The 23,033-nt window shown below is 34.1% G+C and carries 21 protein-coding genes; 7 read left to right on the top strand and 14 right to left on the bottom strand.

Annotation, left to right across the window (positions count from 1 at the left end):
- The first annotated feature begins 4 nt into the window (after positions 1-4).
- A complete protein-coding gene (gene purN / locus GWR14_RS11865) occupies positions 5-568 on the top strand; it encodes a phosphoribosylglycinamide formyltransferase (protein WP_163409233.1) in 564 nt (187 codons plus the stop codon).
- A 101-nt stretch (positions 569-669) separates the two neighbouring features.
- A complete protein-coding gene (gene rnhA / locus GWR14_RS11870) occupies positions 670-1,149 on the top strand; it encodes a ribonuclease HI (protein WP_163409234.1) in 480 nt (159 codons plus the stop codon).
- A gap of 58 nt (positions 1,150-1,207) precedes the next feature.
- Here the strand turns inward: rnhA and GWR14_RS11875 are convergent, their stop codons facing one another.
- Positions 1,208-1,558 carry a DUF6249 domain-containing protein gene (locus tag GWR14_RS11875; protein ID WP_163409235.1) on the bottom strand — a complete coding sequence of 117 codons (351 nt, stop codon included), beginning with the start codon at positions 1,556-1,558 and terminating at the stop codon, positions 1,208-1,210.
- Positions 1,559-1,849: 291 nt separating this feature from the next.
- Between GWR14_RS11875 and GWR14_RS11880 the strand changes: the two genes are divergently transcribed.
- Both GWR14_RS11880 and GWR14_RS11885 read left to right on the top strand, forming a co-directional pair.
- The gene (locus GWR14_RS11880) at positions 1,850-2,437 is read left to right on the top strand and encodes an RNA polymerase sigma factor (RefSeq protein ID WP_163409236.1); all 588 of its coding nucleotides are present in this window, start codon (positions 1,850-1,852) and stop codon (positions 2,435-2,437) included.
- A complete protein-coding gene (locus GWR14_RS11885; protein WP_163409237.1) occupies positions 2,421-2,825 on the top strand; it encodes a hypothetical protein in 405 nt (134 codons plus the stop codon). The genes GWR14_RS11880 and GWR14_RS11885 overlap by 17 nt, the downstream gene beginning before the upstream one ends.
- Before the next feature lies 1 nt (position 2,826).
- Here GWR14_RS11885 and GWR14_RS11890 read toward each other — a convergent pair whose 3' ends face one another.
- Positions 2,827-3,396, bottom strand: a complete 570-nt coding sequence (locus tag GWR14_RS11890; protein WP_163409238.1) for a hypothetical protein — start codon at positions 3,394-3,396, stop codon at positions 2,827-2,829.
- A 233-nt stretch (positions 3,397-3,629) separates the two neighbouring features.
- Here GWR14_RS11890 and GWR14_RS11895 point away from each other — a divergent pair, with 233 nt between their 5' ends.
- A complete protein-coding gene (locus tag GWR14_RS11895; RefSeq protein WP_163409239.1) occupies positions 3,630-4,553 on the top strand; it encodes a PfkB family carbohydrate kinase in 924 nt (307 codons plus the stop codon).
- 79 nt (positions 4,554-4,632) lie between these two features.
- Complete coding sequence (locus tag GWR14_RS11900; RefSeq protein WP_163409240.1) at positions 4,633-6,531, top strand: amidophosphoribosyltransferase; 1,899 nt, start codon at positions 4,633-4,635, stop codon at positions 6,529-6,531.
- A gap of 419 nt (positions 6,532-6,950) precedes the next feature.
- Here GWR14_RS11900 and GWR14_RS11905 read toward each other — a convergent pair whose 3' ends face one another.
- The 10 genes from GWR14_RS11905 to GWR14_RS11950 form a co-directional block, all read right to left on the bottom strand.
- Positions 6,951-7,418: an OsmC family protein gene (locus GWR14_RS11905; RefSeq protein WP_163409241.1), complete on the bottom strand. Its 468-nt coding sequence runs from the start codon at positions 7,416-7,418 to the stop codon at positions 6,951-6,953.
- A 71-nt stretch (positions 7,419-7,489) separates the two neighbouring features.
- Positions 7,490-8,146 carry a hypothetical protein gene (locus GWR14_RS11910; RefSeq protein ID WP_163409242.1) on the bottom strand — a complete coding sequence of 219 codons (657 nt, stop codon included), beginning with the start codon at positions 8,144-8,146 and terminating at the stop codon, positions 7,490-7,492.
- Positions 8,147-8,321: 175 nt separating this feature from the next.
- Complete coding sequence (locus GWR14_RS11915; protein WP_163409243.1) at positions 8,322-9,503, bottom strand: aldose epimerase family protein; 1,182 nt, start codon at positions 9,501-9,503, stop codon at positions 8,322-8,324.
- 109 nt (positions 9,504-9,612) lie between these two features.
- A complete protein-coding gene (gene araA, locus GWR14_RS11920; protein ID WP_163409254.1) occupies positions 9,613-11,121 on the bottom strand; it encodes an L-arabinose isomerase in 1,509 nt (502 codons plus the stop codon).
- Between the two features lie 159 nt (positions 11,122-11,280).
- On the bottom strand, positions 11,281-11,982 hold the full coding sequence (locus tag GWR14_RS11925; protein WP_163409244.1) for an L-ribulose-5-phosphate 4-epimerase: 702 nt from the start codon (positions 11,980-11,982) through the stop codon (positions 11,281-11,283).
- Positions 11,966-13,657 carry a ribulokinase gene (locus GWR14_RS11930; RefSeq protein ID WP_163409245.1) on the bottom strand — a complete coding sequence of 564 codons (1,692 nt, stop codon included), beginning with the start codon at positions 13,655-13,657 and terminating at the stop codon, positions 11,966-11,968. Before GWR14_RS11930 ends, GWR14_RS11925 begins: the two co-directional genes overlap by 17 nt.
- Before the next feature lie 233 nt (positions 13,658-13,890).
- Entirely contained in the window at positions 13,891-15,879 is a 1,989-nt protein-coding gene (locus GWR14_RS11935) for a glycoside hydrolase family 127 protein (protein WP_246236319.1), read from the bottom strand.
- A 104-nt stretch (positions 15,880-15,983) separates the two neighbouring features.
- Entirely contained in the window at positions 15,984-16,961 is a 978-nt protein-coding gene (locus GWR14_RS11940; RefSeq protein WP_163409246.1) for an arabinan endo-1,5-alpha-L-arabinosidase, read from the bottom strand.
- 350 nt (positions 16,962-17,311) lie between these two features.
- Positions 17,312-18,289, bottom strand: a complete 978-nt coding sequence (locus GWR14_RS11945; protein WP_163409247.1) for a glycoside hydrolase family 43 protein — start codon at positions 18,287-18,289, stop codon at positions 17,312-17,314.
- 11 nt (positions 18,290-18,300) lie between these two features.
- Positions 18,301-19,845: an alpha-N-arabinofuranosidase gene (locus GWR14_RS11950; protein WP_163409248.1), complete on the bottom strand. Its 1,545-nt coding sequence runs from the start codon at positions 19,843-19,845 to the stop codon at positions 18,301-18,303.
- A gap of 495 nt (positions 19,846-20,340) precedes the next feature.
- On the opposite strand from GWR14_RS11950, the gene GWR14_RS11955 reads away from it, so the two are divergent.
- Positions 20,341-21,030, top strand: a complete 690-nt coding sequence (locus tag GWR14_RS11955) for an NUDIX hydrolase (protein WP_163398554.1) — start codon at positions 20,341-20,343, stop codon at positions 21,028-21,030.
- A gap of 595 nt (positions 21,031-21,625) precedes the next feature.
- On the opposite strand, the gene GWR14_RS11960 is transcribed toward GWR14_RS11955, so the two are convergent.
- Both GWR14_RS11960 and GWR14_RS11965 read right to left on the bottom strand, forming a co-directional pair.
- Positions 21,626-22,120, bottom strand: a complete 495-nt coding sequence (locus GWR14_RS11960; RefSeq protein ID WP_163409249.1) for a hypothetical protein — start codon at positions 22,118-22,120, stop codon at positions 21,626-21,628.
- 5 nt (positions 22,121-22,125) lie between these two features.
- On the bottom strand, positions 22,126-23,033 hold a 908-nt coding region (locus GWR14_RS11965), incomplete at its 5' end, for an RHS repeat-associated core domain-containing protein (protein WP_317165158.1).

Genomic DNA, 23,033 nt, shown 5'->3' on the forward strand with positions numbered 1-23,033 from the left:
TATCATGAAAAAAATTATCGTTTTTGCCTCAGGTTCAGGAACTAACGCAGAAAACATTATAAAATATTTTTCTAAAACCGAAATTGCAAAGGTTGTTTCTGTCTTTACAAATAATGCAAATGCAAAAGTCATTGAAAGGGCAAAAAACCATCAAATTCCGGTCGAAATCTTCTCAAAAAACGAACTTTTAGAGCGAAATTTATTACAAAAAATACAAAAAATCGCCCCGGATTTGATTGTGCTAGCTGGTTTTTTACTGAAATTTCCCGAAAACATAATTGAGCAGTACCCAGACAAAATAATCAACATCCATCCGGCACTTTTGCCCAATTACGGAGGCAAGGGAATGTACGGTATGCACATACACAGAGCCATTGTAAACAATAAGGAAAAAGAAACCGGAATCTCTATTCATTATGTTAATGAACATTATGATGAAGGTGCTATTATCTTTCAGGCAAACGTTGCTTTAACGGATGAAGACACCCCTGAAACAGTTGCAGAGAAAATTCATGAACTGGAACAAAAACATTTTCCAGAAGTTATTCAGACTATCTTAGAACAATAAATTGTTTAGATTGTCAGACTTCTTAGATTTCTAATATATTATATTTAAATTTTAAGAGTCTAAAATCAATATCTAAGAAGTCTAAAATCTAAGAAATCTAAATGGAACACGAAGTACATATATATACAGATGGTGCCGCAAAAGGAAATCCCGGCAATGGTGGCTACGGGGTCGTGATGGAATTGGTTGGAACACCTCATAAAAAAGAATTTTACGAAGGCTTTCGCTTGACAACTAATAATAGAATGGAGCTTTTGGCTGTAATTGTTGGTTTAGAAAAACTCAAAAAACCAAACATGAAAGTTCTTGTAATTTCGGATTCTAAATATGTTGTGGATTCTGTTGAAAAAAAATGGGTCTTAGGCTGGGAGAAAAAAGGGTTTACCGGAAGAAAAAATTCTGATCTCTGGAAACGTTTTCTAATTGTTTATCGCAAACACCAAGTCAATTTTAAATGGATCAAAGGACACAACAATCATCCACAAAATGAACGTTGTGATCAATTGGCTGTTATGGCATCCTTGCAGCCAAAACTTTCTGTAGATTCTTTTTATGAAACTACTGATTCTAAACTGATATAAATAAAAAACGTATCGAAATCAAACCCCGATACGTTTTTTTACACTAACTTATAAATCTTTATTGCTCTTTATCTAAATCCTTAGCCGTTCCAAATCCGATTAATAATCCAACTCCGGACATTATAAAAATAATGGAAGGATAAACGGCATCATCATCTAAAGAAGTATAAGTCGTAATCAACAAGGCAATAAATATCCCTACACCGCTTCCTATTAATAAGAAGGCCAGATTCACAACAAATACTTTCCATGCCGGCACGCCTTTATTTTTTCCTTCTAAAAAAATACTGGCATCGACCCCTTTTTCAATAAGCGCTAATCGTTCTCTGTTTCGAGTTGAATAAATAAGGTATACAATTCCGAAAATCATTAGAAAAAAAGTGATTGGGATTAAAATTTCTGCATTCATAATTTTATATTTTTAATTGATTGATACTTCATAGGACGAGGCTTTTTAAATTCAGGTTACAACTTAGCCCAAAAAAAATCAATTTTTTAAATTACAAATTCCAAAATTAAGTGATAATCAATTAATTTTGATTAGAAATTAGTTTACCCACATAGCTTTGTCAAAGTTTAAAACTTTATAAAGTTTTTCACTCCACATTATTATATAAAGATTGGAATTTAAATAATTGGAATTTTATTTTTTTCCTAAATTCGATGTAACCTTTGAAAACAAATTGTCGTCCTATATAATATGAGTACAATATCTGATCAACATTATATCGACAGAATCCTTCAGGGCGAAACTAATTCATTTGCCGTGCTGGTCGATCGTTATAAAGACATGATTTTTACTCTGGCGCTGAAAATGGTTAAAAACAGGGAAGAAGCCGAAGAAGTTGCTCAGGACACTTTTATAAAAATATATAATTCTTTAAGTAAGTTTAAAGGCGATTCGAAATTTTCGACCTGGATTTATAAAATTGCTTACAATACATGTTTAGACCGTTTGAAGAAAAACAAAAAAGAAAATTTAAACATTTCGATTGATGAATTTTCGGCACATTTAATTAAAACGATGGAGAATGCTTTGAGTGCTTTAGAAGAAAAGGAACGAAAGCAAACCATTCAAAATTCTTTAAATTTGCTACCAAGTGAAGAAAATTTCCTACTGACTTTATTTTATTTTGAAGATCAGAGTTTAGAAGAAATTGGCAAAATAATGAACATCAATGCTAATAATGTCAAAGTAAAATTATTTAGAAGCCGACAGAAATTAGCCGTAATTTTGAGACAGCAGTTAGAACCGGAAATAATACAATGTTATGAGAGAGAGCGATAAAGATATAGAACAACTTATTGACAGAATGATGGCTGAAGAAAAACTGCAGTCACCATCAATAGATTTCACTTCTAAAATAATGGCTGAAGTTCTAATTTTAGAAGAGAAAAAACTTAAAATATACAAACCATTAATTTCTAAGCCGGTATGGATTTCTATTGGAATTGCCTTAGCTTTCCTTGTAATGTATGTTTCTCTTTTTTCAGTTCCAGAAAGCAATTTTAAAATTGACGAAATTGGAAAATTATATTCTGATAAAATTGCAACATTATTCTCCGGTATTCATTTTTCTAAAAATTTCCTGTATGCTATTTTAATTGTTCCTTTTATGATTTTGATTCAGGTTGGGGTTTTAAAGAATTATTTTGATAAGAAGTATCAATTGTAAATTATTTAAAGGAATCTTCTCTTTTTCTTATGTAATCTTTACCGATATAGCAATCCACGCTAACATCATATCTATTTATAAATAAAAAATATTTCACTGTCGAATATTCTGCAGCCTTTATAATTGATTTATTAAGTTCTAATTCATTTTTTCGAATAGATGGTTTCGAATATTTTTTTAGAAACTTATCGAATCCTAAACTTGTATATTCTTTTTCTATAATTGGATTCAGTTTAAAACTTGGCAGATAGATTCGCTTTTTAAACAATTGTTTATCCAAAACAAAATCTTTGTTTAAAATAGCATTTAAAAAACTTTCAAAGGATTCAAATTTTTTAAAATAATACCCTTGATAAAGAAAGAACAATTCATGATTGTTAGTTTCATAAACTTCATTATTTTTTATCAAACCATATAAATCCAAGCCCACATATATAGAAGGCAATAATTGCCCATCTTCATATTCTTCCATAATCGATAATTTTTCAATCATCTTTTCAGAAAAGTTAGGTTTCTTTCTTTCGCAGGAAAACAAAAAGCAAAACAGCAATAAAGGTAAAATTTTATTCATCGCTAAGATTTCGTATACAAACAAATCTAACTAAAAATATTTACAAAATATAAGTTGCATTTTAAATCCAGAAAACCTATTATAAACTTTCAAAAAAACATTTTTAAACAATTCATTTACAACAGTTTTACTTCGAAATCGTTGTCGTTTTTTTATGAAAATTTTGAGATTGCAAACCGTTGCAATATTGTAACTTATGAAGTATCTTTGCACCTTAATTCGAAATTCATAAAATGAATAAATTATTGATTGTTGGAACAGTTGCTTTCGACGCAATTGAAACCCCTTTCGGAAAAACAGATAAAATATTAGGTGGTGCTGCAACGTATATTGGTTTATCAGCATCATTCTTTAACCTGCAATCGGCCATAGTTTCTGTAGTTGGCGATGATTTCCCTCAGGAGCATTTAGATCTTTTAACTTCAAAAAATATCGATATCTCCGGAATCGAAATTGTAAAAGGCGGGAAAACCTTTTTCTGGAGCGGTCTATATCACAATGATCTGAATTCAAGAGACACTTTGGTAACTGAGTTAAACGTGTTGGCAGATTTTCAGCCAAAAGTTCCTCAAAACTTTAAAGATGCTGATGTTGTGATGTTAGGAAACCTGCATCCGTTAGTACAAAGCAGTGTTTTAGATCAAATGGAGAAAAAACCAAAATTAGTTGTTTTAGATACAATGAACTTTTGGATGGACTGCGCTCTTCCTGAATTACTAGACGTAATCAAACGTGTAGATGTTATCACAATCAATGACGAAGAAGCAAGACAACTTTCTGGTGAATATTCATTAGTAAAAGCAGCTGCTAAAATTCAGGAATTAGGACCAAAATACGTAGTGATTAAAAAAGGAGAACACGGCGCACTTTTATTCCACAATAGAGAAGTATTTTTTGCACCGGCTTTACCATTAGAAGAAGTTTTCGATCCGACAGGAGCAGGAGACACTTTCGCAGGCGGTTTCTCCGGATTTATTGCACAAAGCGAAAACATTTCTTTTGGAAACATGAAAAACGGAATTATTTACGGTTCGAATTTAGCTTCGTTCTGCGTAGAGAAATTTGGAACCGAGAGGATGGAAACATTAAGCAAAACAGAAGTAGCGATTCGATTACAGCAATTTAAGTCGTTAACTCAGTTTGACATAGAAATATAATGCCTAAGAGCCTCGATAAAACGGGGCTTTTTTATTACGTTAATACACACAACTTACAACAACACAAATACAAAACACAATGAGCGACGCTTTAAAACACGAATGTGGTATAGCCTTAGTCAGACTTCTTAAACCGCTTGAATATTACAAAGAAAAATACGGAACTGCTTTTTACGGGATTCAGAAAATGTATCTGATGATGGAAAAACAGCATAACCGTGGTCAGGATGGTGCCGGTTTTGCAAGTATCAAATTAGATGTAGAACCTGGTGAACGTTATATTAGCAGGGTTCGTTCAAATCATTCACAGCCAATACAGGATGTCTTTAAACAAATTAATGAACGCATTAGTGAAGAATTAAAAGCAAATCCTGAATTGGGAGACAACATACAAGAACTAAAAACAAGTATTCCTTATATTGGAGAATTATTTTTAGGACACGTTCGTTATGGAACTTTCGGAAAAAACAGCATCGAAAGTGTACATCCATTTTTACGTCAAAGCAACTGGATGCACCGTAATTTAATTTTGGCAGGAAACTTTAATATGACCAATGTTAAAGAGCTTTTCCAAAATTTGGTTGAATTAGGACAGCATCCAAAAGAAATGGCCGATACCGTTACTGTAATGGAAAAAATTGGTCACTTTCTAGATAAAGAAGTAATGCAATTGTATCAGGACTGTAAAGCGGAAGGTTACTCAAAAAGAGAAGCTTCACCGGTAATTGCAGAACGTTTGGATCTTGCCAAGATATTAACACGCTCTGCCAAAAACTTAGACGGTGGTTATGCAATGGCTGGTTTACTAGGTCACGGAGACGCTTTTGTATTTAGAGATCCAGCCGGTATTCGCCCAGCTTATTATTATCAGGATGATGAAGTAGTTGTTGTAGCTTCTGAAAGACCTGTTATTCAAACTGTATTTAACGTTCCTTTTGACAGCGTTCAGGAAATCGACCCAGGAAATGCATTAATTATAAAGAAAAATGGAAAGGTTACCATGAATCAAATTCTGGAACCAACCGTTAAAAAAGCCTGTTCTTTTGAAAGAATTTATTTCTCAAGAGGAAGTGATGCCGAAATTTACCAGGAGCGTAAAAATCTGGGGAAATTAGTTTTACCTGCCGTTCTAAAATCAATAGACAACGATACAGACAATACTGTATTTTCATATATTCCAAATACAGCGGAAACTTCTTTTTACGGAATGGTTGAAGCAGCGCAGGATTTCCTTAACCAGCGTAAAAACGATTACATAATTGCAAACAGAAACACGCTGACAGCCGAAACGCTTCAGGAGCTTCTGGCTGTAAAAATACGTACGGAGAAAGTAGCAATCAAAGACGCCAAACTCAGAACCTTTATTACTGAGGACAGCAGCCGTGACGATTTAGTTGCTCACGTTTATGACGTTACTTACGGCGTAATCAAACCAAATGATAATCTGGTTATTATTGATGACAGTATTGTTCGTGGTACGACTCTTAAAATGAGTATTATCAAAATGATGGATCGTTTAAAACCAAAACGTATTGTTATTGTATCATCTGCTCCGCAAATCCGTTACCCAGATTGTTACGGAATTGACATGGCAAAACTGGAAGGTCTTGTAGCTTTCAGAGCTGCTTTAGAATTATTAAAAGAGAGAAATTTATATCATATCGTTGATGAAGTTTACACTAAATGTAAAGCGCAGGAAAATTACGCAGATACTGATGTTGTAAATTACGTTACGGCGATCTACGATCCTTTTACTCCTGAAGAAATTTCAGACAAAATAGCTAAAATGTTAAGCTCTCCTGAAATTAATGCCGAGGTTAAAATCATTTTCCAAAAAGTGGAAGACTTGCATATTGCCTGTCCGAAAAATTTAGGAGACTGGTACTTTACCGGAGACTACCCAACACCGGGTGGAAACAGGGTTGTAAACAGAGCATTTATGAACTTTTATGAAGGAAAAAACGCAAGAGCTTACTAAAAAAAAGTTAAAAAGTGCATTTTATCGATTTTTTTTACCGTTCATCCTAATTGTTTGGGAAAAGTGTAATGCTGATATATCTTTGAAGCACCATAACATTAGTAGGTTAAGTTTATGGTAGATTTGGGGCAAAAAAGGTGGGAGAAATCTCACCTTTTTTATTTATACCAACTTCAATAATTTAAAAATCAGTCACTTAATCGGATTAATTTGTTTTAGTCCAGAATATTTGAAACAGAAAATATATCGCCATACATTTGGTAGACCATGACATTAGTAGGTATTGTATGTGGTAAATTTGGGGCAAAAAGGGCGGAAGAAATTCCGCCTTTTTTATTGTATTAACTTTCGTGAGAGAACAGAAGAAAGGCTAAAGAATATTTAGGCAAGAGTCTAATTAATTTTACAAACAGTTTTTGTTATAGCACTTCGCATGAAGCATTATGCAAAACCGGAAAATTACAGGAGTTGGCTATAAAACACAATTGATTGGCTTTTTTATGAAGTTCTAACGCAAGCTCAATTTGATCCCTATTTGCAATTTTAACTTTTGGATACAGACGAACTTCTGTAAACCTCCCGCTTCCATCAGCGGAAACTTCCAGAGTTCCTTCGGCATTATCGACATATTCTAAAACTTCAATTCCGTTTTGAGAGCATACATATAAATACGACATCATGTGGCAAGAAACCAAACTACTCAACAGCAAATCTTCCGGATTGTATAATTCCGGATCGCCTTTGAAAGCTTTTGCAGCAGAAACGTCTAAAACTGGTTTGCCTTCGATTTTAATTTGATGTATTTTGCTGTAGAATTTTGAGGTTTCTTCTTTCTCTGTTTTTGAAGTCCAGTTTAGGTTTGCTTTGAAGAGGTGTTTGAATGACATTTTTATGAATTTCAGCTGCGAATTACATTAATCTTTATTAATAAGTTATTTAATGTTAGCTTATGTGACTATTAAATTTGGGTCAAAATCCTTATAATTATGTAAAACGGAAGAATAATCAACCCTATATAAAAAATATTTTTCCCATGAGCTCTGTCTTTATCATTATAAGAATAAACTTTTTGTCCATTTGGCAAAGATTTTTTAGAAGTCCATAATGAATAACCAATAAGAATACCCAAAAATCCACCAAGAATTGCAAAAATATAGCCAGCCATAATCCATGATTTCTGATTCTCTTCCGGCTTAGCCAATAACTCAATACGTTGTTTTTTCAAAGCCTTGAGCAATTCTGTATCTACTGATTTACCCCTTTGTATTAAGATTTTTTGCGCCAGCTTATAATCAAATTCATTCCACTCGTCTGCTTTTAAAAGTATTTCATATAATTCATCGTCTGAAAAACTGAATAAATAATAGTCTTTATCAATCTGATCGATTAATTTTTCTGCCTTTTTATCCAGAATCTTTTCTGCCTTTTCAAAATCTGCTAATGGTATTTTTATCTCATATTGATTTTGTAAAGTACTTCCCGAAAATGAAGAATCGACAGATGGAATATTATCTGCTATCTGTGTAACAATATTATTCTGATTTAATAAAGTTTCTAGTTCTTTGACTTGTTCTAATGTTGGATATTTTCTAAATACTGAATAATTTTCATTCATTTTTAATTTTTTATAATGCCTAATAACGGTTTTAACCGGGGCGCTATTTCTGTTAACTTATTTCCATTGTGTAATCAATCAAAGATAAAAAGAATATAATATTTAGATTAACAAAAAAACCTCGAAATCACAACTTTCGAGGTTTTAGAGAACTAAACTATAAACTTATTTAAATTTATTTTTTAACTGAAAACTTAAAGGTAGTTTTCGTTTTGTATTTTTCGCCTGGGTTTAAAACAGTCGTTGGAAAGTCTTTTTGGTTTGGAGAATCAGGATAGTGTTGTGTTTCTAAACAAAACCCTGTTCTGTGAGCAAAAGTTCCTCCTTTTGGATTTGGCAAAGTTCCGTCAAGGAAATTTCCGGAATAAAACTGAATTCCAGGTTCATCTGTAGTCATTTCTAAAACTCTTCCGCTTGCAGGGTGGTAAGCTGTTGCAATAACTGTTTTACTTTTTTCAGGATTGTTCAGCACCCAGCAGTGATCGTATCCTTTTCCTCTTACCAATTGTTCGTCTTTAGCATCGATTTCTTTTCCGATTAATTTTGGTTTTCTGAAATCGAAAGGTGTGTTGGCAACATCCTGTAATTCGCCTGTTGGAATTAAAGTTGCATCCACAGGAACAATTTTATCAGCATTTAAAGTCAGTTCGTGATCTAAGATTGTTTTTGTAAAATCTCCTGATAAATTGAAGTAAGAATGCTGCGTTAAATTCACAACGGTTTTCTTGTCTGTTGTAGCCTCGTAAAGCACTTCAAGTTCGTTGTTTTTTGTTAATGTATACGTAACAAAAACCTGTAAATTTCCTGGATATCCTTCTTCTCCATCTTTACTTAGGTAAGATAATTTTAAAGAAGCTGTTTCTCCTGATTTAACCTCATCTGCTTTCCATACTGCTCTGAAAAAACCTTCTGGGCCTCCGTGTAAAGCATTTGGTGCATTGTTGATTGCCAAAGTGTATTCTTTTCCGTCTAATGAAAATTTACCTTTTGCAATTCGGTTTCCGTATCTTCCGATGAGTGCTCCAAAAAATGGGTTTGGTTTCATATATTGTTCCAAAGAATTGAATCCGATGACAACATTTTCAGAAACGCCGTCTTTGTTTGGCACTTTCAATTCAGTGATAATACCACCAAAAGTGATAATATCTACTTCCATTCCGTTTTGGTTTTTCAGCTTGTAGCTTTCAATTTTTTCTCCTTTTGGAGTTGTTCCGTAATCTGATTTTACAATTGTTACAGAATCTTTTGTTTCTTGGGTTGTGGTAGCATCCATTTTTTTATCGCTTTTACATTGAACAGAAAGAGATCCTAAACCGATTATCGCAATTCCGAAAGCACAACGTTTTAATACATTCATAAATACTGGTTTTTTAAGTTAGTAAAGTCATAAAGCCGAAAGCCTTAAAGCCAATTGATTCAAAGTTAACCAATCTTTATGACTTTATGCCTTTCGACTTTTGACCAGATTATAATCCGTGTTGAAACGCATGATAATACGCTTCGTTGGCATTCAATTTATCTTTAAAATCTCTGATAGTTGTTTTTTCATCAATAACCACTAATTCAATTCCGGCGATATCAGCAAAGTCTTCCATAAATTCTGTTGTAACTGCCTGACTGTATACAGTATGATGTGCACCTCCTGCTAAAATCCATGCTGTTGCTGCAATATCAAGATCTGGTTTGCAATCCCACAATACGCGTGCAACAGGAAGCTTAGGCAATTCTGCCAATGGTTTTACCGCTACTACTTCGTTTACAATTAAACGGAAACGGGTTCCCATATCAACCAATGAAACATTGATTGCTTCTCCTGCCGGTGAATTAAATACCAAACGAACAGGGTCTTCTTTTCCACCAATTCCTAACGGGTGAACCTCACAAGCAGCTTTTCCATCAGCAATAGACGGACAGATTTCCAACATGTGTGATCCTAAAACGTATGATTTTTGAGGTGCAAAGTGGTAAGTGTAATCTTCCATAAAAGAAGTTCCTCCTTCAAGACCAATGTTCATTACTTTTAATGCTCTCACCATAGCAGCCGTTTTCCAGTCTCCTTCTCCACCAAAACCATAACCATCAGCCATTAATCTTTGTGTAGCTATTCCTGGTAATTGTTTCCATACTCCAAGGTTTTCGAATGTATCTGTAAAAGCTCCAAAACCTCCTTCAACAAGGAAAGCTCTTAAACCTAACTCGATTTTTGCTGCTTCAACTAATGAGCTTCTTTGCGCTCCGCCTTCTTTTAAAGAGTCTGTTAAATTATAAGTAGCTTCGTAAACTGCTAACAAATCGTTTAATTCTTTCTCTGTAACTTTTTCGATATGTTTCGTAACATCAGAAGAATCATATCCGTTAACAGACATTCCGAAACGAATCTGAGCCTCAACTTTATCACCGTCAGTAACGGCAACTTCACGCATATTGTCTCCAATACGGGCTACTTTTAGTTTTTGAAGTTCATCCCAACCCAAAGCTACTCTTGACCATACACCTAATTTTTTATGTACTCTTTCATCTTCCCAGTGACCCACAACAACTTTGCGTTTTTTACGCATTCTTGACATCATAAAACCAAATTCACGATCTCCGTGAGCTGACTGATTTAAGTTCATGAAATCCATGTCGATAGAACCCCATGGAATTTCAGCGTTATATTGTGTGTGCAAGTGACATAATGGTTTTTTAAGAATTCTTAAACCACCAATCCACATTTTTGCAGGTGAAAAAGTATGCATCCAGGTAATAACCCCAATACAGTTTTTAGTTGTGTTTGCTGCCAGACATACATCTAAGATCTGATCCGGAGATTTTACTACATCTTTATAAACTACTTTTACCGGTATATGAGATGAAGCATCTAATCCTTTTGCAATTATTTGCGAATGTTCAGCAACTTTTCTTAACGTTTCTTCACCGTACAATTCCTGGCTTCCTACTACAAACCATACTTCTTTTTGAGAGATATCAATCATGTCTTTTTGTTTATTTTGTTTCAAATTTCAGGTTTCAAGTTATTGGAATCTGAAAAATTTAAATTGTTATTTTATTGTTTTAGTTTTCTTTGTTACAAGTTTCAGGTTCCACGTTCCAACAACTTGAAACAAAAAAACCTGAAACCTGAAACAAATTTATTATTGTCCGTAATACGAATCTTTTCCGTGTTTGCGGTTGTAATGTTTCTTTATTAATGAATCTTTCAGTCTTGGCGCATTCGGGTTTATTTGTAAAGTCAGGTATGCCATTTCTGCAACTACTTCAAGAACTTTACTGTTATAAACCGCTTTTGCTGCATTTTTTCCCCAAGCAAACGGACCGTGATTTCCAATCAAAACCATTTCTACTTCTTCGTAAGAAAGATTTTTTTCTTTGAAACAATCCAGAATCTGAATTCCGGTATTGTGCTCGTAGTTACCTTCAATAAGTGAATCAGCCATTGGCGGCGCGCACGGAATATCAGCCGTTAAGTGATCTGCGTGTGTTGTCCCGAAGATTGGAATATCCTGTTGTGACTGTGCCCAGGCCACTGAATATGTTGCATGAGTATGCGCTACACCTCCAATATTTGGCCAGTTTTTGTACAAATAAGCATGTGTTTTAGTGTCTGACGAAGGACGTAATGTGCCTTCAACGATATTATTGTCAAAGTCTACAATAACAATATCTTCCGGTTTTAAATCTTCGTAAGGAACACCGCTTGGCTTAATGGCAAAAACGCCCCTTTCGCGATCAACAGCGCTTACATTTCCAAAAGTATAAACCACTAAATTTAATGCATTTAACTGCATATTGGCTTCGTAGCATTCTTGTTTTAAATCTTTATAAAGAGAACTCATTTTGTGTAATTTTAATAGATGGATCAGCATAAGAGCTTAATTGGTCGTATGCTAAAAGTAATTTATTGTAAGCAGCAACTTTGTCAAGTTCTGGTGTGTATTCACTTTCAAAAGGACTTCCCATTTTTTGACTGGCTTCAATTACATTTGGATAAATTCCGGAGGCTACAGCGGCATAAATTGCAGCTCCTAAAGCCGGAGCCTGATCAGATAAGGCTACTTTAATTGGTTTATTTAAAACGTTTGCCAAAGTCTGCATGATAAAAGGAGATTTACGGGCAACACCACCAATACCGATAACACTGTCAATTTTTACGCCTTCTTCTTCAAAACGATCAACGATTTTTTTAGATCCAAAACAGATTGCGTTTACTAAAGCCTTAAAAATATGTGGCGCTTTTGATCCTAAAGATAAGTTTGAAATGGCGCTTTTTACTTCCTGATTTGCATCCGGAGTTCTGCGTCCGTTGATCCAGTCTAAAGCGGTTGGTACACTTTCAGACAACGGAATCTTTTCAGCTTCTTTCGTTAATTCTACAATTAATTTATCGCTGAATTCTTCTCTTAATTGTTCTTTTTGAGCATCATTTAAAAGAGATGAAGCACCTAATAACTGTTCTGTTGGCCACATCAGCAATTCTTTGTACCAAGCCAATAAATCTCCAAAAGCAGATTGCCCTGCTTCAAGACCAATATAACCCGGAATCACAGATCCATCAACCTGACCACAGATACCGCGAACGGTTTTTGTACCTACTTCTTCGTAAGAACCAACCAAAATATCACAAGTTGAAGTTCCCATTACACGAACCAAAGTGTTTTCGCCAATTTTAGCTCCAACTGCTCCAGAGTGTGCATCGAAAGTTCCAACAGCTACAACTGTATCTGTAGTAAGTCCTAAACGGTCTGCCCATTCTTTGCTTAATTTTCCGGCAACTAAATCTGAAGTATAGGTTTCATCATATAAATTGCCACGAAGTGCAGCTAAATACGGATGTAGTTTTTCTAAGAATTCAACCGGAGGAAGTCCGTTCCAGTCTTCGTGCCACATGGCTTTGTGTCCTGCAGCGCAACGGCTTCTTTTGAATGTTTTTAAATCTTTATCTTCAATTAATAAATAGGTCATTAAATCGCAGTGTTCCAACCAGGTGTGTGCTGCATTTCTAACCGCTTCATCTTCTCTTGCAATGTGAAGAATTTTTGCCCAGAACCATTCTGATGAATAAATTCCGCCTACATATTTTGTTACATTTTCTCCGCCCCAGCTTACTGCCAGTTCATTGATTTCGTTAGCTTCATTTATCGCTGTATGATCTTTCCACAACACCATCATTGCATTCGGATTTTCCTCAAAACCTTTTGTCAAAGCCAGTGGAGTTCCGTCTTTAGTAACCGGAACCGGAGAAGATCCTGTTGTATCAATACAGATTCCTCGTACCAATGAAGGATCAACTTTACTTTCTTTAATAACGGTCTGAATCGTTATCTCCAGTCCTTCAATATGGTCTAAAGGGTGTTGACGAAACTGATTTATAGAAGCATCACAATATTGTTTATTTTTCCATCTTTTATAATGCGAAACATTGGATGCCAGCTCCTGCCCATTTTCTGTGTCTATTAGTACTGCCCGAACAGAATCTGTTCCGTAGTCCAATCCTATTACATAATTTTTCATTCAAAGTTCATTTTTAGTAGGACAAATATAAAGATAATTATTTTACAAGTGTACAAAAAACACTTAATAAAAATGTGTTTCTAAATTTTTACCAATAATTCATTAAAAAGGAATGTTTTGATTTAAAAAAAGCAATAAATACTGACTTTAAACTAATTATATTACCATTAATTTACTTTCTTTACAGCCTTAGCATAAAATCCTGCAACCGTTTGTTTTTATTGCTCTTTTATTTAATTCCCTTTATAATCCAGCCAAACTTTCATTTTTCCAACGCCTCTGTTTGACCAGCTGTAATACGGAATCGCCTTGAATTTTGAATTCTCAATTACGTTTACGCCCTGCAATAAATCCGCTTCTTTTCTTACTTTGAAAGTATCTGAAGGTGTTACATCTATTTTGTCAAAATTGGTTTTGTTGTCAATTTCTTCAACAGCATACACGATTGGCCCGTATTCTAATGAAACCTTATTTTTATTGGTTTCTACTTTTGAATTCGTTTCCACTTCCTGTACTTCCATCGGGAAATTAAGTGCAATTTTGTCTCCTTTTTTCCAGGTTTTTGTTATGTTATAATAGCCGTTTTCAGGTTCCGCAGCTATTGATTCACCATTAACAGAAATAGTCGTTTTTTGAGTTGAAGCTTTTTTATACCTGTATAAATCGCCTGGCAATACTTCGTTTCTTGCCCAGCCAGGAACACGAAGTTTAATAGTGAATTTGCTTTCTTTTTTCGGGTTAACCGAAACAGCAACTTTTCCGTTCCATGGATATCCTGTCTGCTGGGAAATCTGCAAATCGGTTTTTCCAAGTTTGAAAGATGCGCTGTTTGAAGCATATAAATTCACATACAAAACATCATTCGATTTTGAATAAATCAATCCCGGAATCGACGGTACAAAACGAATTAGATTGGTTGGACAGCAGGAACAGTCAAACCATGCCTGACGCGTACAGGATCCTCTGTTTGATTTATAAACGCCATCGGCTTCCAATGCATTTGGATAAAAAAACTGTTTTCCGTCAAGCGAAATTCCGGAGATTAAACCATTGTACATTGTTCTTTCTATCACATCAAAATATTCTGATTTACCGTATAAACTATGCAATCTGTGATTCCAGTATACATCGCCGATGGCAGCACAAGTTTCGTTGTATGCCGTTAAATTTGGCAGCTCATAATTCGGTCCAAAAGCTTCTCCGTCGTGTCTGGAACCAATTCCGCCGGTGATGTACATTTTTTTGTTGACCATATTACTCCATAAATTATTTACGGCATCTGTATAACCTTTGTCTTTTGTCATTGCAGCGATATCTGTCATTCCTGCGTACATATAAACTGCACGAACGGCATGTCCAACGGCTTCATTTTGCTGAATTACAGGTTTATGATCCTGAGCGTATTCTCCGTATAATTTATGATTTTGTGGATTACCGCGATTGTCTAAATAGTATTTGGCAAGCTTTAAATAACTTTCATTGTGTGTTACCTGATACAATTTGATCAAACCGGTTTCTACAATCTGATGTCCGGGAACGCCTTTTACCTGACCCGGACCATCGCCGAAAGTTCTTACCAGCAAATCGGCATTTTTGATCGCAATGTCAAGAAAATTTCTTTTTCCGGTTGCTTCATAATGCACTACAGCCGCTTCAATCAAATGTCCTGCATTGTAGCATTCGTGACTGATTTGTAAAGACTCCCAACGTTTTCCTTCAATAACCGGAACCCAGGTACATGGTGGTTTTGCAGGATTTATAGTTCTCCAAGTTGTTAGATAACCGTCTTTTTCCTGACCAATTTTTACAATGGCTATCAAGGAATCCAAAACACGTTCTAATTTAGGATTTGGCGCACTGATTAAGGTATTTGAAGCTCCTTCGATAATTTTGTAAACATCGGTATCATCAAAAGGCATTTCGCCTCGTACTTTTCCGGTTTTTTGTTTTCCTGCAATTAAAAAATTCTCAAAACGGCCTTCTTCATTACACTTTTGAATTGCGTATTCGATTGTAATTTCCTGTACTCTTTTTATAATGGGCAGCCAGAAAGAGTCGTTCAGTTTTACATTCTGGATGTTAAACGGCTCAATTTGGTAACCTGCTTTCAAAACCGAAGTTTTATCATTTGACTGCACGACACTGTTCTTTGTTTCTTTACAGGAAGCAAAAATTAAAAATGACATCACAATCGCTAAGGCTGGAAAAGTATATTTTTTCATCTGTTTGTTTTTATTGCTTTTTAATAGTCAGATGTAATGCTCATAACCATGATTTGTATGCAAAAGGCTCTTTTATTATAAGCATTTCATCGTATTCAATTATTCTATTTTAAAGTCGGCCATAAGTTGGCATCCCATTTCATTTCTTTTACAATTAATCTTGGTGTTCCGTTAGTTTTCTTTTCGTAAGCGTGATAAAAAATATAATCTTTCCCGTCAAACGTATAGGCGCTATTATGACCTGTTCCAAAATAATTTTCGTCGCCCTGAACTACTAAACTTCCACCACCCTGATTTAGTGATTTTCCTTCTTTATCTACATAAGGTCCGGTAACATTTTTAGATCTTCCAACAACTACTTTGTAAGTGCTTTTTTCTCCGCGGCAGCATAAATCCCAGGAAAGAAACTGATAATAATAACCGTTTTTCTTAAAGATAAAAGGAGCTTCGAGAGCACCGTCACCGGGATTAGTATCTGCTAATTCAAAGCTTCTTTTACGTTTCGAAATCGTGTGCCATTCCTGAGGCTGTGCAATTGATTTTAAATCGAGATTTAATTTTACCAGTTTTAGTCCTTCCCAAAAAGAACCAAAAGAAAGCCATGGCGTATTGTTTTCATCAAAAATTAAATTCGGGTCAATGGCATTCCACATATCACGGTTAGGCTGCGACTGAATCACAATTCCGTGATCGATCCATTTGTAATTTTTATCTTTTGAATCTAAAGTTGTATTGGTCGCTACACCAATCGCCGAAGTATTTTTGGCGAAAGCCGAAACCGAATAGTACAAATAATAGGTATTGTTATGGAATGAAATATCCGGTGCCCAGATATGGTTTTTAAAATCGGCTGCAACTCCATCTGCCCAAACTGGTTTTTCTGTAAAAACCTGAGGTTCCGGGTTCCATTTTTTTAAATCTTTAGAACTAAAAACACTGATTCCTTTGCCCGTGCAATACAAATAATAAGTATCTTTTTGTTTGATGACAACCGGGTCGTGAACGACAATTTCCTGTGCAAAAACAACTGAAGCTGCCAGCATCATTAGAACAAAAAATGTATGTTTTATGTAAAACTTCATACACTATATTTTTAAACCATATAAGTGATATAAAATCATTTAAGTTTAGTTTTGAATTGGAACGTTTTTAAAAATCATATAAGCTCAAACAATAACTAAACTTTTTTCACCATATAAGTGATGTAAGTAAATTTAAGTTTGGCTTGCTTAATCTTAAAAATTTTAAAATCATATAAGCTGAAACTGTGAACTGTGACTGTAACTTTTTTTATCATATTAAGTGATGTAAGTAAATTTGGGTCTTTTGGAACGTTTTTTAAATCATATAAGTTATAAGAAAAGTTACTTTTTACAAGCATCGTTTTAAATGAACTTACATAACTTATATGGTAAAAATTTAAAATTTGTTCCTACTGAATTCCTTCAGAAGTCATAATTACTCTTTTCATTGTTCCGTCTTTGTTATAAAACAATTTATCTACACATACAGAACGCCTGAAACTACCGCCATTTGTTGGAATAGAACCATTATGGTACACAAAATACCATTGCCCTTTAAACTCGATAATCGATTGGTGATTGGTGTTGCTGTTTCCGGCTACTTCATTTAAAATACCTTTAAACTCCCAAGGTCCTGTAATTGATTTACTCATAGCGTAGGCTATTTTTTCAGGAAAATCATAGGCATACGATAAATAATACCAGTCTTTACGTTTATGTATCCAGGGAGCTTCGGTAAATTTTGGTAAATCAACGGTTTGAATTTCCCCATCCATTTCAATCATGTTATCTTTTAGTTTTACGTATTTGCAAACTGTATTTCCCCAATACAAATACGCTTTTCCAGCATCATCGATATAAATTGTTGGATCGATATCATCCCAACTGATTTTAGTTTGAGTTGTCATATCGTTAGTAATAAGAGCTTTACCTATAGCATCTTTAAAAGGCCCTAACGGATTATCGCCAACCGCAACTCCAATGGCTTTTCCGTGAATGCTTTCATTGTGAGTCACAGTTACAAACCAATAAAATTTGCCGTTTTTTTCAACCACCTGACTTGCCCATGCATCGCCTTTGGCCCAAGCAAAATCTGTTGGTTTTAAGGGTACCGGATGCTCTTGCCAGGTTTTCATATCTGAAGAAGAATACACCAGCCATTCGCGCATACGATATGAATTTACATCGTTTGGCGCTTCATCATGACCTGCATACAAATAAACTTTGTCTTTGTAAACCAATGCAGCAGGATCACCGGTATATTTATCTTTTATAATAGGATTATTAAATTTTACCGGGTCAGTCTGATTTGCTGCAGATTGTGCCACTGCTGTTTCGCAGAAAGCAATCAACGCTAAGAATGACAGGCTTTTAATTAGGTTTTTCATTATTGAGGGTTTTATTTTCCTTCTAAAACAACAACAGAGAATGGAGGAACAATAATTTCTAATTTTCCTTTTTTATTTTCGAAACCTTTAAAAGCGATTGGAATAATTTTGTTTGGCGTATCAAACGAATTGTAATCCTGTAACTTCGTAGAGGTTATTATAGTGCCTGTGAAATTTTTAATGCCAAGATCTTTTATATCGATTTCAATTTTATTTTTGTTTTTGGCATCTATATTTACTAATGAAATATGAACCACTCCATTTTTATCTTTTGAAGCTGAAGCCGATACTGCAGGAAGTGTTTCTCCATTAAATGTATACGATGGCGACTCAAAACTTACAGGCAATAATTTTGCATCCTGATGAACAGCGTACATTTTCATTACATGATAGGTTGGCGTCATAATCATTTTTGCTTTATTTGTCAAGATAACGGCCTGTAAAACGTTAACACATTGCGCTAAATTTGCCATACGAACCCTGTCAGCATGATTATTAAAAATATTAAGAGTTGCACCTGCCAGAACTGCATCTCTCATTGTATTCTGCTGATATAAAAATCCTGGATTTGTTCCTTTCTCTACATCATACCAGGCTCCCCATTCGTCAACCATCATTGCCACTTTTTTCTCCGGATCGTATTTGTCCATGATAGCCGAATGCCTGGTAACCAGTTCTTCCATTTTTAAAGCTGATTTCATTGTTTTGAAATAACCTTCTTCAGAAAAATCTACACCGTCTCCTTTTTTGTTCCAGTTAATTACAGCATAATGATGAACTCCCAAACCACCTAACATATTCTTCGGAATATTTTTCATTAAAACTTCTGTCCAGTTGTAATCGGAACTATTTGATCCTGATGCAATACGGGTAAGTCCTCCGGTATTTTCCCAATCTGACATAAACGTAGCAAACTTGCGGTATTCTCCGGCATAATATTCTGCGGTCATGTTTCCACCGCATCCCCATGCCTCATTCCCAATTCCCCAGAATTTAACTTTCCACGGATCTTTTCTTCCGTTCTTTTGACGCAAATCACTCATTGGACTTTTTCCTCCAAAATTGGTATACTGAACCCAGTCTGCTAATTCCTGAACAGTCCCGCTACCTACATTTCCTGATAAATATGGTTCGGCTCCAAGAAGCTCACACATATTCAGAAAATCATGAGTTCCAAAACTGTTATCTTCGGTCACACCTCCCCACCATTTATTTACAATAGTTGGTCTTTGTTCTTTAGGTCCAATTCCGTCTTTCCAGTGATATGTGTCAGCAAAACAGCCACCCGGCCATCTTAAATTTGGTATTTTCAACTCTTTTAGAGCTGCAATAATATCATTTCGAACACCATTTGTGTTTGGTATTTTTGAAGTATCACCCACAAAAAATCCGCCATAAATACAGCGCCCTAAATGTTCCGCAAAATGCCCATAGATATTTTTATCGATAACAGGAGCCTTGTCATCATTTTTTATAGCAATTAATGTTGTTTGGTTTTGTGCCGAAATAGTTTGTAAACAGGCAGCAACAAACAAAAATAAAAAGTTTTTTTTCATGGTTTTTCATGGTTTTGTTCTTAGAAAAATAGTTTTCTAAAACCTATTTTCTAATTTTTTGGTTGTAGTTTTCAAGAAATATTAAATAAGTGTTTATTTAACATTTGTAAATTTAAACAAAATAAATCCTTAAAAACAAATTGATCTGATAAAATAACTGCATAATAAAAACATATTTTATAATTTAAATGTAAAAAGAACATTTAAATATTATTTTTTATTCTAAAAATGCAACCGGTAGCCTTAATTTTTTATCAATTAAGAAGCAATTAATTAAAAATGTAACTTATTACATAAAAATTAGTGTTTTAAAAGTTATCTTTGATTTGTAACTAGCACAGCGGCATTTCTATAATTATTATTTTTGTTTAGGCCTAAAAAACAATTGTATTAATTACTACTTTTAATTCGACATAAGAAATAAGTGTAATCAATACATTAATAAATTATGAAACCTATTAGGAAGTTTATATATTTACCGACAAATAATAATATATGCTAAACAGTTATAGCTCTGCTGATAAGGTTTTATTAGCCGTAGATTGTATCATTTTTGGATTTGACCATCAGGGTCTAAAAATTCTTTTGATCAAAAGGGACTTTGAACCTGAGAGAGGGAAATGGTCATTAATTGGTGGCTTTTTAAAACGTGATGAAATATTAGACGATGCCGCCATTCGTATCCTGAGTACTTATACAGGTTTACACGATATCTATATGGAACAGCTGCATGCTTACAGTGAAATAGACCGTGACCCTGTTGACAGAACTATTTCTGTATCTTATTATGCACTGATTAATATTGAAAACCATAATGAAGAATTAATTAAAAACTATCATGCAGAATGGTTTAGCATAGCTGATGCACCAAACCTTATTTTCGACCACAACGAAATGGTTCAGCATGCCATTAGAAGATTGCGTTACAGAACTTCGATAAAACCAATTGGATTTGAATTATTGCCGGAAAAATTCACCATGCGTCAATTGCTGGAATTATATGAAGCCATTTTAAGTAAGGAGCTGGACAAACGTAACTTTATCAGTAAGATCAATTCTTTGGAAATTTTAAATAAACTGGATGAAAAAGACATGCAGTCTTCCAGAAAAGGATCTTACTTATATACTTTCAACAAAGAAAAATACGAGGAAAAATTGCTTAACGATTTTGTCCTGAATTTATAGTAAACTGCAAAGTCTTAACTTTTCTGTATATAATGAATGGCCCTAAAAAGAGTTGATCGGATTAGTAATAAAAAATTAGTTAAATGGGAACAGAGTCACTTTGTTCCCATTTATTTTTCTCCAGGATTTAGTAAAATGTTATTTCTTTAAGTTTGAGACGCCTTAAAGATTTTTTAAATTTTTCTTTCTTTTGACATAATCATAGTTATTGTCAACTTTTCAGGTGGGAACATAAAAGAGCAAAAGCCACTCCTTTTATTAAAATGACTTTTTTGATTCTCTTTGCGGCCACAGTTTACAAAACAGCGCTATCGTTGACGACTTTATTTTTGTCATTTCCGAGCCATCGGAATGCTTACTACCAAGAAGTTTAAAGATTCTTCGCTATAAAACACAAAAAACCTCGCAAGTTGCGAGGTTTTATTTTTATATACTTTGTCGAGTTTCTATACCTGTACGAGCAAGATGCTCGCACCAGCTGAGGATATTACTATAAATCTCTGATTATCTGTAAATGTTAAGTGAAATAATTAACCACCAACACATCTGATACATTACCAATATTAGGTAGTATTTTAATGGCTAAAATTCTCATTTACTTAATCCATTTATTACTGATAGTATCTATCCTTGATAAATTAATTCTATTTTCTTTGACAATATACGTATATACTGGAGGGTATTCACCATACTCACCATTTAGGTAGTCTATTTGAAAATCTTTTAATAATGAATTCTTAATTTTATTCTTAAAGAATTTTTTACCTAAATTATTCTCATCAAGTATTACGACTGGTATTCTATTTTCAATTTTATATACGCCATAATAATTGATATGTTTAAAAATTCCTTTTGATTTTCTATTAATTTTTATAATGGTGTCATTACCATTTAACAGGAATTCAACAATATATATAAACTTTTTTCTTCCACCATAACTAGGTATTGGAATTTTACTTTGATATTCTAAAATAGAGCTTTCAAGTTCGGTACTTAAATCTTTTTTAGTTTCAATATTCACTTCTTGCTTTTTACAGTTAGTCAAGAAAAAAAATAAGCTAATACTGGTAAAATAATTTAATATTTTCATTTCATTTATGGTTTAAAATCTTTTCCTGAATTAATATTTTTAACAAAGTAAATCTGTTCTTGAGTTACATTATACAATCTTGAAGAATTTGGAAAATAAATATTATTAGGATAAGTTGCTTTCCTACCTTTTGAATTTTCTAAATCTCCACTTATACTAGACCTTTCATAGGAAGGATGTGTATCAATGCCTGGATGACTGTGAGTGTGTACAAATACATTTTTATTTGGATTATTTATTCCAAACAAAGCAGGAGAAAAAGTTCCCCAACCATCATGAAAAGTTGATAATGATACCTTATTTTGTCCCTCACTCTTATACAAAGTCAATGAAAATTCAACATTCGTATTATCGGCAACAAATTTAAATAAGTTAGAATAATCTGATACTGTTTTATTATTTGCTGTACTGGTTGCGGAACTTGGAGCGTATAAATCACCATCTACTTTAATAATTGGTCGGTCTTCTGTCATTTGATTAGCAATTCCTTTAGCAATTGTCACAGCATCCTTCTCATCTACTTTTTTATTTCCATCAGTATCTTTTTTATTTCCTTTATTATCGACTGCATAAACTCTATCAAATTTATCATCTGTCTTCTTAAGCAATTGAAAATTCCCATCTTCATCAACTCCATAATCATCTTCAAGCATTCCGTCAGGGTCAATAAACTTCATCGGATTATTGTAAGCATATCTATATGGTGTAAAATCAAACTTCTTTTCTGCTAGCGGGTCAATATTCATCCATCTGCCTAATGCAGGGTCATAATTCCTTGCTCCGAAGTCGTACATCCCAAGTCCTAACTCGTCCTGCAACTCTTTACCTCCAAAGCGATACTTATAACCAGCACTTGTAGAAGTTACAACATTGTTGCCCGTATTGTGTTCCAATCCAAAAGGATAATAGCTGG

This window comes from Flavobacterium ajazii, from assembly GCF_010614725.1.
In the GTDB taxonomy this organism is placed as follows: domain Bacteria; phylum Bacteroidota; class Bacteroidia; order Flavobacteriales; family Flavobacteriaceae; genus Flavobacterium; species Flavobacterium ajazii.

What these genes read in the sequence shown, in the direction of transcription:
- GWR14_RS11890 (WP_163409238.1), bottom strand. Translation starts at nt 3,396, where the DNA reads ATGAATAAAATTTTACCTTTATTGCTGTTTTGCTTTTTGTTTTCCTGC.
- GWR14_RS11900 (WP_163409240.1), top strand. Translation starts at nt 4,633, where the DNA reads ATGAGCGACGCTTTAAAACACGAATGTGGTATAGCCTTAGTCAGACTT.
- GWR14_RS11875 (WP_163409235.1), bottom strand. Translation starts at nt 1,558, where the DNA reads ATGAATGCAGAAATTTTAATCCCAATCACTTTTTTTCTAATGATTTTC.
- GWR14_RS11885 (WP_163409237.1), top strand. Translation starts at nt 2,421, where the DNA reads ATGAGAGAGAGCGATAAAGATATAGAACAACTTATTGACAGAATGATG.
- GWR14_RS11960 (WP_163409249.1), bottom strand. Translation starts at nt 22,120, where the DNA reads ATGAAAATATTAAATTATTTTACCAGTATTAGCTTATTTTTTTTCTTG.
- GWR14_RS11915 (WP_163409243.1), bottom strand. Translation starts at nt 9,503, where the DNA reads ATGAATGTATTAAAACGTTGTGCTTTCGGAATTGCGATAATCGGTTTA.
- GWR14_RS11935 (WP_246236319.1), bottom strand. Translation starts at nt 15,879, where the DNA reads ATGAAAAAATATACTTTTCCAGCCTTAGCGATTGTGATGTCATTTTTA.
- GWR14_RS11950 (WP_163409248.1), bottom strand. Translation starts at nt 19,845, where the DNA reads ATGAAAAAAAACTTTTTATTTTTGTTTGTTGCTGCCTGTTTACAAACT.
- araA (WP_163409254.1), bottom strand. Translation starts at nt 11,121, where the DNA reads ATGATTGATATCTCTCAAAAAGAAGTATGGTTTGTAGTAGGAAGCCAG.
- rnhA (WP_163409234.1), top strand. Translation starts at nt 670, where the DNA reads ATGGAACACGAAGTACATATATATACAGATGGTGCCGCAAAAGGAAAT.
- GWR14_RS11910 (WP_163409242.1), bottom strand. Translation starts at nt 8,146, where the DNA reads ATGAATGAAAATTATTCAGTATTTAGAAAATATCCAACATTAGAACAA.
- GWR14_RS11940 (WP_163409246.1), bottom strand. Translation starts at nt 16,961, where the DNA reads ATGAAGTTTTACATAAAACATACATTTTTTGTTCTAATGATGCTGGCA.
- GWR14_RS11905 (WP_163409241.1), bottom strand. Translation starts at nt 7,418, where the DNA reads ATGTCATTCAAACACCTCTTCAAAGCAAACCTAAACTGGACTTCAAAA.
- GWR14_RS11955 (WP_163398554.1), top strand. Translation starts at nt 20,341, where the DNA reads ATGCTAAACAGTTATAGCTCTGCTGATAAGGTTTTATTAGCCGTAGAT.
- GWR14_RS11925 (WP_163409244.1), bottom strand. Translation starts at nt 11,982, where the DNA reads ATGAGTTCTCTTTATAAAGATTTAAAACAAGAATGCTACGAAGCCAAT.
- purN (WP_163409233.1), top strand. Translation starts at nt 5, where the DNA reads ATGAAAAAAATTATCGTTTTTGCCTCAGGTTCAGGAACTAACGCAGAA.
- GWR14_RS11895 (WP_163409239.1), top strand. Translation starts at nt 3,630, where the DNA reads ATGAATAAATTATTGATTGTTGGAACAGTTGCTTTCGACGCAATTGAA.
- GWR14_RS11930 (WP_163409245.1), bottom strand. Translation starts at nt 13,657, where the DNA reads ATGAAAAATTATGTAATAGGATTGGACTACGGAACAGATTCTGTTCGG.
- GWR14_RS11880 (WP_163409236.1), top strand. Translation starts at nt 1,850, where the DNA reads ATGAGTACAATATCTGATCAACATTATATCGACAGAATCCTTCAGGGC.
- GWR14_RS11945 (WP_163409247.1), bottom strand. Translation starts at nt 18,289, where the DNA reads ATGAAAAACCTAATTAAAAGCCTGTCATTCTTAGCGTTGATTGCTTTC.